This is a genomic window from Ensifer adhaerens, assembly GCF_020035535.1.
Taxonomy (GTDB): Bacteria; Pseudomonadota; Alphaproteobacteria; order Rhizobiales; family Rhizobiaceae; genus Ensifer.
The window spans coordinates 615624-629667 of record NZ_CP083351.1; the positions used below are offsets into that span (position 1 = coordinate 615624).

Annotated in this window: 18 protein-coding genes and 1 pseudogene; 15 read left to right on the top strand and 4 right to left on the bottom strand. The window is 59.9% G+C overall.

Features of this window, described 5'->3' with window-relative positions:
* Positions 1-61: 61 nt before the first annotated feature.
* Positions 62-346: a hypothetical protein gene (locus LAC81_RS37585; protein ID WP_419195924.1), complete on the bottom strand. Its 285-nt coding sequence runs from the start codon at positions 344-346 to the stop codon at positions 62-64.
* A 263-nt stretch (positions 347-609) separates the two neighbouring features.
* Here LAC81_RS37585 and LAC81_RS37590 point away from each other — a divergent pair, with 263 nt between their 5' ends.
* The 8 genes from LAC81_RS37590 (at position 610) to LAC81_RS37625 (ending at position 5316) form a co-directional block, all read left to right on the top strand.
* Positions 610-1158, top strand: a complete 549-nt coding sequence (locus LAC81_RS37590; protein ID WP_223730637.1) for a YidB family protein — start codon at positions 610-612, stop codon at positions 1156-1158.
* Positions 1159-1742: 584 nt separating this feature from the next.
* Positions 1743-2528 carry a hypothetical protein gene (locus tag LAC81_RS37595; RefSeq protein ID WP_223730638.1) on the top strand — a complete coding sequence of 262 codons (786 nt, stop codon included), beginning with the start codon at positions 1743-1745 and terminating at the stop codon, positions 2526-2528.
* 166 nt (positions 2529-2694) lie between these two features.
* Complete coding sequence (locus LAC81_RS37600; RefSeq protein ID WP_223731072.1) at positions 2695-2994, top strand: aldehyde dehydrogenase family protein; 300 nt, start codon at positions 2695-2697, stop codon at positions 2992-2994.
* Positions 2886-3272 (top strand): RidA family protein, encoded by a 387-nt coding sequence (locus LAC81_RS37605; RefSeq protein WP_223730639.1) that lies wholly within the window; start codon positions 2886-2888, stop codon positions 3270-3272. The genes LAC81_RS37600 and LAC81_RS37605 overlap by 109 nt, the downstream gene beginning before the upstream one ends.
* 14 nt (positions 3273-3286) lie before the next feature.
* Complete coding sequence (locus LAC81_RS37610; protein ID WP_223730640.1) at positions 3287-3436, top strand: hypothetical protein; 150 nt, start codon at positions 3287-3289, stop codon at positions 3434-3436.
* A gap of 44 nt (positions 3437-3480) precedes the next feature.
* Positions 3481-3642, top strand: coding sequence for a RidA family protein (locus LAC81_RS37615; protein WP_223730641.1), 162 nt, complete (start codon positions 3481-3483; stop codon positions 3640-3642).
* Between the two features lie 319 nt (positions 3643-3961).
* Positions 3962-4138 carry a hypothetical protein gene (locus LAC81_RS37620; RefSeq protein ID WP_223730642.1) on the top strand — a complete coding sequence of 59 codons (177 nt, stop codon included), beginning with the start codon at positions 3962-3964 and terminating at the stop codon, positions 4136-4138.
* A gap of 218 nt (positions 4139-4356) precedes the next feature.
* Positions 4357-5316: a DUF3991 and toprim domain-containing protein gene (locus tag LAC81_RS37625; RefSeq protein ID WP_223730643.1), complete on the top strand. Its 960-nt coding sequence runs from the start codon at positions 4357-4359 to the stop codon at positions 5314-5316.
* A 427-nt stretch (positions 5317-5743) separates the two neighbouring features.
* On the opposite strand, the gene LAC81_RS37630 is transcribed toward LAC81_RS37625, so the two are convergent.
* On the bottom strand, positions 5744-6004 hold the full coding sequence (locus LAC81_RS37630) for a hypothetical protein (RefSeq protein WP_223730644.1): 261 nt from the start codon (positions 6002-6004) through the stop codon (positions 5744-5746).
* Between the two features lie 174 nt (positions 6005-6178).
* On the opposite strand from LAC81_RS37630, the gene LAC81_RS37635 reads away from it, so the two are divergent.
* The 7 genes and pseudogenes from LAC81_RS37635 to LAC81_RS37665 all read left to right on the top strand — a co-directional run bounded on the left by LAC81_RS37635 (position 6179) and on the right by LAC81_RS37665 (position 12656).
* Positions 6179-7096 carry an ArdC family protein gene (locus LAC81_RS37635; protein WP_223730645.1) on the top strand — a complete coding sequence of 306 codons (918 nt, stop codon included), beginning with the start codon at positions 6179-6181 and terminating at the stop codon, positions 7094-7096.
* A 145-nt stretch (positions 7097-7241) separates the two neighbouring features.
* Positions 7242-7439, top strand: a pseudogene (locus tag LAC81_RS37640) (zincin-like metallopeptidase domain-containing protein); the annotation flags it as partial.
* A 636-nt stretch (positions 7440-8075) separates the two neighbouring features.
* Positions 8076-8384, top strand: coding sequence for a DUF736 domain-containing protein (locus tag LAC81_RS37645; protein ID WP_223730646.1), 309 nt, complete (start codon positions 8076-8078; stop codon positions 8382-8384).
* A gap of 280 nt (positions 8385-8664) precedes the next feature.
* On the top strand, positions 8665-9396 hold the full coding sequence (locus LAC81_RS37650) for a LuxR family transcriptional regulator (protein WP_328717971.1): 732 nt from the start codon (positions 8665-8667) through the stop codon (positions 9394-9396).
* 172 nt (positions 9397-9568) lie between these two features.
* Entirely contained in the window at positions 9569-10636 is a 1068-nt protein-coding gene (locus tag LAC81_RS37655; protein WP_223730648.1) for a class I SAM-dependent methyltransferase, read from the top strand.
* 160 nt (positions 10637-10796) lie between these two features.
* Positions 10797-12032 (top strand): hypothetical protein, encoded by a 1236-nt coding sequence (locus LAC81_RS37660; RefSeq protein ID WP_223731073.1) that lies wholly within the window; start codon positions 10797-10799, stop codon positions 12030-12032.
* A 60-nt stretch (positions 12033-12092) separates the two neighbouring features.
* Positions 12093-12656, top strand: a complete 564-nt coding sequence (locus tag LAC81_RS37665; RefSeq protein ID WP_223730649.1) for a GNAT family N-acetyltransferase — start codon at positions 12093-12095, stop codon at positions 12654-12656.
* A 243-nt stretch (positions 12657-12899) separates the two neighbouring features.
* Here the strand turns inward: LAC81_RS37665 and LAC81_RS37670 are convergent, their stop codons facing one another.
* Both LAC81_RS37670 and LAC81_RS37675 read right to left on the bottom strand, forming a co-directional pair.
* Positions 12900-13073, bottom strand: coding sequence for a hypothetical protein (locus LAC81_RS37670; RefSeq protein ID WP_223730650.1), 174 nt, complete (start codon positions 13071-13073; stop codon positions 12900-12902).
* 677 nt (positions 13074-13750) lie between these two features.
* Positions 13751-14014 (bottom strand): helix-turn-helix domain-containing protein, encoded by a 264-nt coding sequence (locus tag LAC81_RS37675; protein ID WP_223730651.1) that lies wholly within the window; start codon positions 14012-14014, stop codon positions 13751-13753.
* Positions 14015-14044: the final 30 nt, after the last annotated feature.

Genomic DNA, 14044 nt, shown 5'->3' on the forward strand with positions numbered 1-14044 from the left:
TTAACTGGATCCCGCATGCAGGGCGAACAAATGGGGCTCCTTTTGGCCGTTGGAAACGCCCTTATCGCCTTGCTCGCCTCCATCCTGCGGCTCGCGCCTCGGCCTCGCTGCAGAACCACCGCTCACCATAATTCCCGTTAATGACGGTTGCCGAATAAAACTTCTGGCCCGGAATATGGTAGATCCGCTCCCCTGTATCGATGCTGATATTCCCCTTGATGTCGCAGCTTTGGCCGATGGTCGAGACGATCCCTGAAGGCTCGATCACCCACTCCTCGATAGAGGTCAGTCCAGCAATACCGCTAACCCCCACGAGCACGAGCAGGGCCGGCGCTTCACGCAGCAATGGCGGTCTTCGCCGCTGCTGATGTCTGTGATGCTGATGGCGCACTTTGTTCCCCTGGCCACCGTGGTTCCGAGTCAATTGAACGTCAAAGTCGCAGCGATGTCAAAGTAATCTCTAAAATAGCTGTCCATTGCATTCATTCGCCCTGCCGGACTCCGATCGGGAACATGCAAGGCCCCAAGGCGTTTTCGCTCAATGCGATCCGGGCGGCCGCCGAATGAGCGGTCATGTTGCGCCGGAGCGCACTTTCAGGGAGACGAACAATGGCAAGCAACGCGTTAAAAGCCCTTTTGGGAGTCCTTGCTGTGGCGGGCTACCAGAACCGCGATAAGATCCGTGACCTGTTGAACGGTCTTCGTAATCCTCAGCCTGGGCCGGATGGCCAGCCGCAGGGCGGTGGATGGGGCGACCTTCTGGGCGGGCTGGCCGGGAGTGGCCAGGCAGGATCGGGTGGACCGGGAGGCCTTGGAGGGCTTTTTGGCGGTAGCGCGACCGCAGGAGGCGGTCTTGCAGGCGGTCTTGGGGAGTTGCTTCGACAATTCCACGAGACGGGACATGGCGAAACAGCGAACTCGTGGGTACAGCCCGGTGAAAACAAATCGGTCGATAACCGCCAGCTGTCAGAGGTGCTTGGCCCCGAGGTGCTCGACGAGCTCTCAGCAAGGACAGGCCTCCCGCGCGAGGAAATACTCAGTCGTTTGAGCCGCGAACTCCCGACCGCCGTCGATGATCTGACGCCGAACGGACGGCTGCCCACAGACGATGATATGGACCCGTCACCCGACCCTTCCGCGAAGCCTCAGATGATTTAAGGACAGCGGCCTTGAAGAGCGAAGCCCTCGGCGTCCCTCCTCTTGCGCGAGGAGAAAGGGTGTTCGTCGATGCGGCCTCAGACCGAGTGCTCGCGCTCGCGCTCTCTCTGCCTCGGGCCCAGATCAGGAGATCTTCCATCGGCCACCTCCTGACACCGGGTAAGCTCGCAAGCAGTCTTGCGTCGCCCGGGCGTCTGGATCCGTCGATGCGCCCTCGACGCTGGGTGCAAGGCGTATCTCGGGCGTGCTCTGTTAATCTCAGGCGGCAGGCTTCTTTTCCGCCTGCCACGTCGGGGCCGCCCTCACCGCCGTGGAGGCCTATTGGCGATGGGACGGTGGCAGGTGCGGGCGCCGCGTAGCCAAATACTCTCGATGATCTCAAGGTCAACTGATCACCCTTGGAGCTTGCTTCGTTTGCTCATCTGGCGGCAACCGTGACAAGAAGAAATGGCGAGCCTGGATAAAAGTTCCCCGCTGGGTAGGTTGCGTCGGTGCCAGATCGGGACATACTGATCGCCTGTCGGTCGATGCGGGCCAGGGACCGAAAGGTGAACGCGCTTTCGCCCTGCTTCAGGAGTCGCGTGATGCCTTCCACGACGAATCCCAAGGCGCTTCTCCCCCATGAAATGAATGAGATCGCCACCATCTTCATCAAAATTCTGCATGAACGCGGACTGCCGCGCGATTGTGAGATGGCGCACACAATCGCCGGACGTATTCTTGATTGCTATCAAAACGGCATCCGCGAGAGTGGCGCGATCAAGAGGCTGATTGATTTCGAACTGGTCGCTCCCCGAGACAGCGGTGTACAGCATTACGAAACGTCGAAAGCCCCGCCCGCATGCCCAGGGCCATCGGTTGCCCAGGTCGACCACGATGGGCTCGACATGTTTCAGCGTACCTTTAACCGGGTTTGCATTTGCCGCGGTATTCCGCGCTATGGCAAACGGGCAGATCGGCTTTCGCGCTATCTTGCGGATCAGGCCCGCAATGGCGTGTCCGATGAACAATCGCTGCTCAAGCACGCGATGTTGTTCGAAAAGCCTGACGGCGAACAAATGACAACTTCAGTAGGTGACGGCAATCGGGCGTTTTTCGTAGATAGTCCCCAAGGGATTTCGCTCGGTCGACTGGGTGTTCCTGTGCCCCGCGATCCTGCGCCACCTTCGTCCATGGGAGGAGTGGCCATGAATGAACAATATGGCTACGGCGTGCCAGAGCGAAAGTTTTCAACCGGCCTTCCGGTTGGCGCCACGATGGTTTCAATAGTCGTGATTGCTGCCTATCTTTTGGCCGGCTCTTTAAGAGATGACAGCGGGAATGCGCCCACCATTGTCCTCCCCAAGCCTGCCGTGGCCACCTCGAAGTAGCCCGGAGGTTTGCAAAACCTGTAGCCGCTGAAATAGACGACGATCGGAACGCCGGCTCCTATTCTGCGCCGACGGTCGTCGCTGGCGGCTCCGATGCCCTCAAGCTGGTGAATTATGAGCCCTTCGGGCCAATTGCGATGGTAATCCGCCGCGCCAACAGCCTTCCATTGGCCTTTCTTCCTACGTATTCACCGCATCGAGCAGTCGAGCCCATCACACTGCGCAAGCGCTTGCCGCCGATCTAGTCAGCATCAATCACTTTGGTCTCGCGTTACCTGAAACGCCTTTCGGTGGCATCAATGGCAGCGGCTATGGTAGCGAGGGCGGAATTGAAACCATATCCCTTGGAGAGCAAGAATGTTTGAAGTCATCGACACTGGTTCCGATCCCTGCGACGCTCCGGTCAGCGAAGTCGTCCGCGCCGGCAACCTCGTGTGGTCGGTCCATATCTCCGAAGATCCGGTGACCGGCGCGCCTGTCGCCGGCGACATCGAGACCCAGACGCGCAGGACACTGGGAAATCTCGACATTGCGATCCGCGCCGCCGGCGGCACACTGGCCGATGTCGTGCAGGTTCAGGTTTTCCTCACCGAACGATCTGACGCCGCCGGCATGAACAAGGTTTACGCCGAGTTCTTCAAGGAACCCTACCCGGTGCGCGCGACCGTGGTGGTGAAAGAACTGCTGTCGGAAGGCCTTCGCATCGAGATCCTCGCCCACGCGGTTCTCGACAACAAGGCGTAGCGGGCGGATTATGTTTGAGAAAGTCGAACCGGCATCGAAGCCTCGAAGGCGCCACTGAGCGCCTTGGTGAAGGCCGGCCGCATCGTGCGCTCGGCCATATTGCGAAAGACCAGACGACGGGCGAGCCCGGTGACATCGAAGCGCAGGTGCGCCAGGGTTTCTAATCTGCGTCAGGCACTCGAGGCGGCCGGGGCACGCTTGCGATGTCGTGCAGATCCAGGCCCATCTCGTCGACAAGGCCGACGCTGCCCGCATGAACCGTGTCTATCGCGAGTACTTTTCGGCGCCCTACCCTGTCCGTGCCACAGTCGTTGTGGACCTCCTGTCAGCGGGTATACGCCTGGAAATCCTGGTGACAGCCGTCATCTAGGCCTCGTGCAACCGACTGGTGGAGCCGCGCGGCGTGGCTTCATCGTTTAACCTGGGCGCAAACGATATCGAAACTGCAGGTCGGCAGGGTATCGAAGCGCGCAGTATCGCAGATTGACGCCCGGCGGTGCACCCAATCCCGCTCTCGTTCGATGGCGTCCTGGCCCGGTTCCGGATCTTCCACGATCAACCCGTGAAGGGTCCGCTAGCTGAAGCTGCGGCCGCTTGTCGCTTTCGACTTCGCGGTGATCGCGCCCGGTCCCAAGCCTTCTTTGGAGCCATCGAGCGGGAATTGGCCCGCTCCCAGATGGAGCCTCAAGATGTCGAACGCACGTTCTCTCGCACAATCCCACGCCTTCCAGCTCGCCCGCGACCTGATGGTTCCGGTCACCGTCTTTGAAGTCGACGGTGAATATGGCGTCCTCCCCTCAGACGAGATCGATGCCGGCGACGATCTTGAGATCATCTGCGAATTTCATCCATGGTCGGCTCACTGAGCCGCTTTCTGCCTGCTGGGCCGTACCGGCAGCCGCTTGCGAGCCGGCGGCCGCAAGGGAGGCTTCGCCGCGCCTGGTTCGTGAGGGCTTGTCGGATTCGTCAATTGCCAGGCGCGCCCTTGCGGCCTTTGCTCTTCGCGGCCGCTTGAAGGTGGCCCGCGATAGTGGCGGTAAGGTGAAGAGATGGAGGTCGGACGCGGCGCGACCGGACAAAGCAAATGAAGAGAAGCGAGATCGAGCGACTGAGGGAAAGTGTGAGCTGCCAGGTGGTGTTGCAGACGTCCGGCTTTACGCTCGATGCCCAAGAGAGCACCGCGCGTGCCATGAAATACCGCCATGGCGGCGAAATCATCATCGTTACCCATAGCGGACGCGGATGGTTCGATCCTCTTGGTGACGAGAAAGGCGATGTGTTCGCTCTGGTAGCCCGTCTTGAGAACTGCACCTTTCTCGATGCGTGCGCGCGGGCTTGTGCGCTTGCGGGCGTCCAGCCATCGCATCCGATATGGCAGAATGAAGATTTTGAGCGCCCGAACTCACCGGCTGTTTGCGAGGAATGGGCCCGCCGGAGACCGCCATGGTCAGGCTCGGCGACTTGGCGTTACCTTTGCAAGCAGCGGCGCCTGCCGGTCTCCATCATCCGGGTTGCGGTCGAACAAGATATCCTGCGTGAAGGCCCATGCGGCAGCATGTGGGCAGCCCATACTGACGAGGCTGGCAGGGTTTGCGGATGGGAGGCCCGCGGGCCGGAATGGCGCGGCTTTGCGACCGGCGGAGCCAAGGTCCTGTTTCGGTTCGGCTGCAGTCAGGCCACTCGCCTCTGTGTGACAGAGGCGGCAATTGACGCCATGAGCCTGGCGGCAATCGAAGGTATGCGGGACGACACTCTCTATTTGAGCACCGGAGGTGGCTGGGCGCCGGCGACTGCGGCCGCTCTGCGCGGGCTTACAACAGGCTCGGAGATTAAGCTCGTCGCAGCGACGGACGCCAACGCGCAGGGAGATGCCTACGCTGATCGGCTGCGCGTAATCGCGGATGACGCTGGCTGTGCATGGGGTCGGCTTCGCCCCTCCTCCGACGATTGGAATGAACTTCTGAAACAGCGGGAAAAGGAAGGAATGGTGAGGAAGAAGGGCAGAGGCGACGGGCCGCATCCCCGCCGGCCGCGTCAAGGCTAGCTTCGCCCGGCTATGCCAGCTCCTGGTCGATGCAGTCCCGATCGCTGCCCGAACACCTGTCTGACCGCCCGGCATCGCGAGCCAGGGCAGGCTTCGATCGCCGAGGGCGAAGGGTTGCTTGCTGTAGGTCGCCTGTCGCCGTTGCAACGCGAAGCCATCGCGCGCGACAACGAAACACAAGCGCCGGCTCATAGCACCACTGATGGAGGGCGGAGCATGAGCGCGCTCGGCGCCAAGAGCGAGGCGGCGTTGCGGGCAGCGACGGCGCGGCTGCTCGACGGCCGCCCCGAGACCGATGGTGCGCTCACCGTCTCCAACCTGGCGCGCGAGGCGGGCGTCAGCTGGGCGACGGCGAACCGTGCGGCTGATCTTCTCGCCGAGTTCCGGGCGGCCCAAGCGCGTCACCGGCAGTCCTCCCCGAGGGCCCTCAAGGAGCGTCCGTGCACTCGAAGCCGCGCTGCGCGCCGTGCGCGGTACCGAGATTGCCGAACTGCGCGGCCTTGTCCGCCCGGTACATCCAGGTGTTGACGCTGCAGGACGCGGGCCGGAATGACGTCATCGAGAGGGTCTGCGGCAAGAACTGGCCTGATCCGCTAGTGCTGGGGTTGTCCCCCTGAAGCGCGCCACGAGACGACGCTGGCTGAGAGGCGCGCATCATCCCGGTCGGTTTCTTCCGCGCGCCGATCATGGCCTGCGCCTCCTTCAGCTCGCCCGTCGAGGCAGGGCTCGGGTGTGGCAGACGCTGCCAGCCCGTCAACCCCGTTCCGCACCATAACCGAGAACAGGGTATGACGGGCAGGCTTCCCGCGTCTGCCCCTGTCGCCTCGCCCTCGACGGAGAGGGCGAGCTGAAGGAGGCACCCATGACCAAAGATCGCAACCACCACACACCGACCGATATCTACGAGCGCGTCACCAGCCAGATCATCGCTGCCATCGAAGCCGGCGCCGGTGACTACCGGATGCCCTGGCATCACGACGGATCAGCCATCACCACGCCCGTTAACGTCGCCTCAAGCAAGGCCTATCGCGGCATCAACATCCTCTCGCTCTGGGCCGCGGCGCACGGGGCCGGCTATCCCGCCGGTATCTGGGGTACCTACCGCCAATGGCAGGCGCTCGACGCCCAGGTTCGCAAGGGCGAACGCGGCCATCTGGTCGTGTTTTGGAAAACCACCGATCACGGGGCGGACGCCCAACACGGCGACGAGGATCGTGACGAGCCCGCCCGGCGTCTGTTCGCTCGCGGCTACACCGTCTTCAACTGCGCCCAAGTTGACGGCTACACACCGCCCGTGATGCCGGTGTTGGCCGAGGCTGAGCGGATCGATCGGGCCGAACGGTTCTGCGCGGCTCTCGGCATCGACATCCGCCACGGCGGCTCGCAGGCCTATTACCGCCCGGCGACGGACCAGGTGCAGATGCCAAGATTTGCGTGCTTCCGCGACGCGGTCGCCTACTACGCCGTGCTGCTCCATGAATGCGGCCACGCCTCCGGCGCAAGGCATCGCCTCGACCGCGATCTCTCCGGACGCTTCGGCTCGGCCGCCTACGCCATGGAAGAATGCACGGTCGAGCTTTTGAGCGCGATGATCTGCGCCGATCTCAACCTCAGCGTCGAACCGCGACCCGATCATGCCCGCTATATCGCCTCCTGGCTGGAAGTGCTGCGCGCCGACGCGCGCGCCATCTTCACCGCCGCGAGCAAGGCCCAGCAGATCGCCGACTGGATGCACGCGCAGGCGGGCGCCCGCCAGCACGAGGTCCGGGGCGCCGCATAGCCGCCCCTCAAACTCGATCGGTTGAGTACCGCAAGGCGCTCGCAACACCCCTCGAATCTGTCTCACGCGCCACCGATCGGAGTGCGCGGTTTGGCAAATGCCGCCGCGAAATCCGCCTGAGACAGCTTGACTGTCCAGATAAAATGCCGAACTCGGTAGTTGCTTCCTTTGCGCCGATGTTGGGATGACGCCTGAACTCGAGCCGAGGCCAGATTCATGCCGCCTACCTCCAGTCCTGGCTGCAGGTTCTGGCCGGCGACAAGCTGGCAATTTTCAGGCGGCGCATGCGCAGCGCGCAACTGCCTTCCTTCATGGGCTTCAGCCCGTCGAGGCTGAAAGGCGAAACGTATGGGGTGACGTTAAGGTCGGTCGCCGCTTTTTAGCGGGGCCGGCTCCACGACCTTCTTCACGTGGTCGATCAGGTCGTCAGCCACGCTCATGTCCAGTTTCGCTGAGATCGAGGGTTTCTGGGGGTCGGTCCTCAGCTTCCGGGATTGCTTGATTTCAACGATGAACGGCTTGTCTGCTGACGCATTTTTCCCCCAGGCGACAAATCACGACGAAACTCTATGGCTGATAGTTTGTCTCGCAAGCGGATCTTGGCCGAGGATCACGTAAGAAGCGTCTGGTGACCGTGGTAGTTGGCGTCGGGTTCGGCACGGTACAGCTATTCAACAGGATCATTGATGCCGATCGCCACAGGCATATCCCGTTCGTTGATCACAGGGCACCATCCGCGGGCTCGATGTGGCATGTCTGACCGGACAACGGCTTCGCCTCGCTCTTGTTCCCGCAACGGTCTCCTTTGAAACTTTCATCCCCTGGCGGCATGCCGCCATTCCTCGCGAACAAGAAGGTTTCGCCAGCCCGCCCTCCACATGTGTTCCGGCCCTTCGGGTGCGCGCCGATCGTCCCCGTTCCTTGCGACTGCCATCGAGGCCGCAATGGAGCGGCCCGAAACAGCGAAAGGAATACGACAATGGCTACCATCGGCACCTTCACCTCCTCCGAGAATGGCTTCACCGGCTCGATCCGCACCCTCGCCCTCAACGTCAAGGTCCGCATCTCCCGGGTCGATAACCCCTCGGACAAAGGCCCGCAGTTTCGCATATTTGCCGGCGCGGTCGACCTCGGCGCCGCCTGGCAGAAGACCTCCGAGCAGGGTCGCGATTACCTCTCGGTCAAGCTCGACGATCCGAGCTTTCCCGCCCCGATCTACGCGACGCTGACCGGTGTCGAGAGCGAAGACGGCTACCAGCTGATCTGGTCCCGCACGAACCGGGACTGACATCAACCGGCCCCGCCGAGAGGCGGGGCCGGATCTAGCGAAAAGGCGGCCACAACTCCATTCAAGCCCGGCCAACGGCGGTTTCCGCTTTGTGCACAGCTGCCGGCGGCTCGGGTCGCGGATCCGGGCAGAAAGGTTGGTCGATCAGCTGCCGAGGCTGGGCTCTTGCGGATCGCACCTTGGTACTTCCTACAATTTCGCTTCCGGAGTGCAGCCGTTAGGATCGAGAGTCCGATCCAAAGTGCGGAACGAAATGGCAGACGACCGAAGCTCACCACCCATAGTCAACCATCGCAGATTGTCGTTGTCTCTGAGGACGCTTCGATCGGCGCAGCGTCGCGAAGACCTTTACCCGGCTCTGGGCGAGCTTTGTCTTCAGTACGGTTTAGACCATATGACGTTCCTCGTGGTCAGCAGCGGAGACGGTTTGGGTCCTTACCCCTATTACTGCACGACCTATCCCGATGCATGGACCGCGGTCTATATCGACAGCGGCTACTTCGACATCGATCCGGTGATTGATGTCGTGCGGTGGGGCTTTCTTCCGGTAGACTGGTCTTCCCTCGATCAGGCGTCAGGATCGGCCTCCCGCTTGTTTAAGAACGCCCGTGCCCACGGGATTGGATCACAAGGCTTGACGATGCCGATCCGGGGACCGCATGGCGAGCGCTGCCTCTTTTCCGTGACATCGAAGCTCCCCAGGCGGGAATGGTCGCGGATACGCGATTCAAGCATTCACGAGTTGCAGATCCTTTCGCATCATGTCCATGAGACGGTGTTTCACGCTATCGGTTTGCGTGAGCGAGACCGAATTCGCAGGCTGTCTCGGAGGGAAAGACAATGTCTGCAGTTACTCGCGATGGGGCGGATCTCCAAACAGATAGCAGCCGACTTGGGGATCTCGGAAAGCTCCGTCAGGTTGTATCTTCGCTCCGCAAGGTTCAAGCTTGGCGCTGTTACGAGCCACCACGCTGTCGCCAAGGCAAGCTTCCTAGAGCTGATCACGGTCTAAGGCTTGTCAGGATTCCGAGGCCTTCAGCCGGATCTCCCGCAAAGATTAGCCTGTTCATTTCGATAGATTGGCTGTCGCTTCGCCTGGGTCACAAATGGCAGCCAGAAAACTCACCGGCGGCAGCGACGCAATCAAAAGGTGAAATTCTGTCCGCCCTATGATGGAGAAGGCGATGGTGGATCGCGCAACGATCGAACATTGGCGCAAGGCGCCCAGGCTTACGTCGTTTGCGGCGTTTTTTGAACGAACGGCAAGCGGCGCGGCCGGAGCACCTGACCTTGCTGAACCGAAACTTGATTTGAGCCTGCTCGACTTTGATCTCGAGGCCGCGGTCTTTTCGGACACGCATCGACGCCTTTGGGGACGCTTTGATAGTCACTATTTCGCCAGCATTCCCTACAGGCTGGAAGAAGAAAACCGCCTGGGAGCGGCGATCCTTTCCTTTGCCTTAAGGGCTTGGGCTCGTAGCGGTGCAGCGACGACCATATACACGCTCGGCACGGGGACAGGATGTCTAGCACGCACTCTCGCAACGCTTGGCAATGGTCGCATAGAGGCGCTTTGTTGCAGCCCGACGGCCGCCAACCGGGTATCTTTCGATGCAAACCGCGGAAGCGAACATGCCCAGTTTTTCCATGGGCCGTTCTTCGAGCTCACCGACGAAAGATACGCGACAGTTCCGGATCTTCTTCCATTTCGAAACGGATTTGACCTCCTCCTGGAGGACACGACGTTCCAAATGTACGATCGTGATCGCATAAAGCAGTTGGAGTTTGTCGTTCCGCGCATCCGTCCGGGTGGTGTCCTGGTGCAAGTTCAAAAGCTCGCACATGAGGATCGCGAGATCTACGAGGAACGCGAGCGCCAAAAAGATGACATCTTCAAAGCCCGCTTCTTTTCGACCGGGGACATTTCCAAGAAGAAGGAAGAGGTCCTCGACACGATGACGGGTCTCCAGGTCGACTTGGTCTCGACGGTTACCGCTCTTAGGACGTTTTTTCGCTATTCGGTGCTGACCTGGAACAGCGGAAACTTCTACACTATCGTTTCGTCTAACTCACGGACGGCCATACTGGAGCTGATCTCATTGATGGTGAAGCCGGCAATTCCGCCCCGTTACTGCTACCAACGTTTGCCGGTTGTAATCATCGATACCGACGCAGAGCCATTGGCGCCTGATCTTATCTGGCGAAGTGCTAAGACGATGGTGTCACTCGCCCCACGGCGCGTGGTCTCGTGAGATGAATACACGCTTGGCAGATGCAAATGACGTGCGGCGTACTCTGTGTGAAGTCATGCCGCAGCTTGGCGCCTTTTGGAAACGGCCGCTTAAGGCCTATGCGTCGGCAGTTTACGAGATCGAGAAATTTCAGACTGAGAGCTCCGTACGTCATCAGGCCATGGAACTGCTCTGCAGATGTGTCGAGCGGGCGGCAAAGAGATCCGGTTACAGCGTCGAGGAAGGCCGAGGCGCTAGTCGACAATTAATGGCGGCACCGGTGCTTCAGACTGGGCCCCATTGCCTGTTGCTGACCGAACCGGACGGGTTTTACACTCACTTGTTCAGTCTCTTGGGGCTCACAACTCACCGGCACGAATGGTACATCGCGTACCATGCCTCGACCGTGAGCTTCGCTGAACGTGCAAAGAAGGGTCCCGGCTGGCTCTGGGTGGGAGATGAGCCGTTGAACGTCTTTGGCCTGCCCCGCAGCCGGATGGATTCATTCAGCATTTGCGGGACGGCCGGGCCCTATCGCTTCGCTCTTTCGAGCGCCAGCGGAGAACTGGCGCCAAACAGTCCTGCCGCCAAACTTCTTGCGGAGCTTCCTCCAGGGGAATTTGCGTCTGCTGCAGACGCGATCAGAGAGGCAAATCAGGTCCTGTGGCGCCGAAAGTTTCCCACCTCGGTCAAGCTGCTTCAGCTTGATGACTTCGACATCGCCGATTTGGTTGCGGAACATCTTGACGACGCATCATCCTGGATGTCGATCGAGTTCATCGGAAACGGCGAAATGGCCGGGAGCATCCTAACCGCAATGGATCGGCTGAACACAGGCTCTTTCAAGGGGTGGGTCCGGCGAACGACGGATTTCTTCTGGGGCATGGAGAACGGTAGAATCGTTCCCCTTCACCTCAGCGATAACGTGCTCAGGGCGAAGAACACGTCGAACTTTGAAGTTAAGTTCCAGGTGGAAGCTATCGCTGACGCGCTTCGCCGGCGCGTACTGATACCAAGCCTTTATACGGTTTTCCTGGTGACCTCGATTCTGCCGGGGGTGCGGGTTCTGGGAGGATGTCGCCAGGTCATTTACTATCCCCTTATGCGCTACCTTGCTGCCCTTGGGTTCGAGCGGTCGCGCGAGGCACAGATTTTGGCCGAGCTGCGAAGGGATGGTTTGCCAGGGCTTTGGGGCCACCGCGTTTTGAAACCTGTTGGCGACGACCCGTTTGGCGAGCTCGAGTCTTTGGGCGGTGCCGCGAACCCGCTTTCCCAATACGCGGAGGTGTCCCTAGCGCAATCGGCCGGCGATCTCGCAAGCTTTACCAGAGATCCACTCTGGGGCGACCTGTCTAACCAAATAGCCAATGGGCTTGTCAGCGCAAGATCGGCCGAGTGGCGGTGGGCCGGGCTATGAGTGCGCAAAGACGCGAGCGAGATTGTTTGACGGGTGTAACGCGTCTCACAGGAGGTCGGTATGCCGAGTAGCGATGGAGCGGTCGTGCGACGTCTGTCCGTCAAGGACGTAGATATGTTTCGACGAATCCGTCTGGAAGCTCTTTCACACGAACCTCTTTCATATGCGAGCGTGTTTGCAGACTGGGTTCACCTCTCCGATCGTCAATGGCGCCAACATCTTCATCAGCCAGTGTTTGTCGCCCTGCTCAATGGGCAGCCTGTTGGCATGATGGGGCTCAGGGTAGAGTATGCCAGGAAAATGGCCCATCGCGCCAAGCTTGTCAGCGTCTATGTCCGCAAAAGCAGTCGCGGGACCGGCGTTGCCGCAAAGCTGTTGGACGGTGTGACCGAGCACGCCTTGGCACACGGAGTCCTTCAGCTTGAACTCGCCGTAAATGCCGAAAATTCGCCAGCCATCCGCTTCTATGAGCGCCACGGCTTCATTGCGGTTGGGCGTATCCCGAACGGCTTCCTCGGTCTTGACAGGATGCACGATGAACTCATCATGGTGCAGCGCTTGGCACCGCCTTATGGACCCGGTGTCGGAATATACCGGTTTCAAGGAATGAGCTCTTCGACGTAGGTTTGTTCAATCGTTTTTGGGAACCTCTTTCGAAATTGGCGGTTGGCAGAATGCTGATGATCCATGATGCCGGGTTATTAGCAGGGCTCCGAGGATTACCCTTTCTCCGGCGGAGCCCAATTTTTGCAACACATGTTTCCGGATCCCGTTGTCGCCTTCGGGCGCTTTCTTTGTCGCAACCTGCTGGCAATTTGGTTGGCCTCGGATTTTGGGCGCCAGTGGCGAAGAGAGAGGGCTGGAATATCAGCCCCTACCCTCTCGACCGGGCTGCCCGGCTTCTGGTTTGTAGGATGCGAGCATTTGCAAAGCCTTTTCCGCTGCGGCCGGGCTGTCGGGTTTGATCCCGTGCGCACGGCACCACTCTTCGTGTGATCGTTTGATCGCATCCATGTCGAATGTAGAGAACGTGTTGCGCATATTTGCCTCCGCTTTGATACTGACGGTGGGAGACTATCATCAAGGGAAAACCGAAAAATCCTGCACAAGTGCTGGGTTTCCTTCTTCCTTGAGGTCATGCTGCATGTCTTGAGGGCGCCTCAATCACATTTTGACGGTGTTCCTGCAGAAGCGCGTTCATTTTTGCTCTCGCCCCTTTCCGTGATAAGATGGTTGTGAGGTGAGCACGGAGGCAGCCGTGGATTGCTCCAACAGTTTCGAGATTACGTGTCTGCAGTGCAACGCACGCGAACGGTTGTCTTTCTCTGACATGGAGACGAGACTGATCGTTCAGTGCAAAGTCTGTGCGGCAATTCGCAGTATGCGGAAAGAAGATATCCTCGAGATATGTCGCGACGCATCGCGACTTTCACGGCAGCGGCTTTGAGGCGCTCTTAACGCCCCGGCTCGGTGATCTTCGCCAAATCAAGGTGTCGCTTCGCATGAGGTCGGATTTGCAAATGCGCCAGAGAGGAGCCTCGTCCTTTTACGGCCAGAGGCTCAGTTAGGTTATGGCGGGCCACCGACGCGCAATCCGCAGTGGCAACTTCTACGGCACGGTAACCCGTTCAGGAATCGTACGCTCATTTCGGGGTGTGGCAAGGTAGGCTTTTGAATGAGCGAGCCGAGTACGATCCACTAGTGACAGCTCGTGTCCGTTACCGCTTGAACCGGACTCCAGCCCCTCCGCCGTTTTCAGGAATGAACTCAATGCCGGCCGCTTCTAAAGCCTGTTGGATGGCCTTCAAGTTTGCGCTTGTTAAAGAGGTGACTCCGTCTTCTACTTCTGCGCGGCTTACGGTGGCGACTCCGATAGCAGCGGCCTTTGCAAGCTCTTTTGCGCTCCAACGCAGCAGCGCACGAGCGGCGCGTATTTGCGCGCCCGTGATTTCATTATCATCATGTGATTTCGAATTGATCAAGTCGGACTCGTGTGCTACCTAGACGTTACT

Coding starts and splice junctions, on each gene's coding strand:
- LAC81_RS37605 (WP_223730639.1), top strand. CDS start 2,886: ATGTTTGAAGTCATCGACACTGGTTCCGATCCCTGCGACGCTCCGGTC.
- LAC81_RS37590 (WP_223730637.1), top strand. CDS start 610: ATGGCAAGCAACGCGTTAAAAGCCCTTTTGGGAGTCCTTGCTGTGGCG.
- LAC81_RS37635 (WP_223730645.1), top strand. CDS start 6,179: ATGACCAAAGATCGCAACCACCACACACCGACCGATATCTACGAGCGC.
- LAC81_RS37630 (WP_223730644.1), bottom strand. CDS start 6,004: ATGATCGGCGCGCGGAAGAAACCGACCGGGATGATGCGCGCCTCTCAG.
- LAC81_RS37660 (WP_223731073.1), top strand. CDS start 10,797: ATGGAACTGCTCTGCAGATGTGTCGAGCGGGCGGCAAAGAGATCCGGT.
- LAC81_RS37645 (WP_223730646.1), top strand. CDS start 8,076: ATGGCTACCATCGGCACCTTCACCTCCTCCGAGAATGGCTTCACCGGC.
- LAC81_RS37620 (WP_223730642.1), top strand. CDS start 3,962: ATGTCGAACGCACGTTCTCTCGCACAATCCCACGCCTTCCAGCTCGCC.
- LAC81_RS37595 (WP_223730638.1), top strand. CDS start 1,743: ATGCCTTCCACGACGAATCCCAAGGCGCTTCTCCCCCATGAAATGAAT.
- LAC81_RS37655 (WP_223730648.1), top strand. CDS start 9,569: ATGGTGGATCGCGCAACGATCGAACATTGGCGCAAGGCGCCCAGGCTT.
- LAC81_RS37625 (WP_223730643.1), top strand. CDS start 4,357: ATGAAGAGAAGCGAGATCGAGCGACTGAGGGAAAGTGTGAGCTGCCAG.
- LAC81_RS37670 (WP_223730650.1), bottom strand. CDS start 13,073: ATGCGCAACACGTTCTCTACATTCGACATGGATGCGATCAAACGATCA.
- LAC81_RS37665 (WP_223730649.1), top strand. CDS start 12,093: ATGCCGAGTAGCGATGGAGCGGTCGTGCGACGTCTGTCCGTCAAGGAC.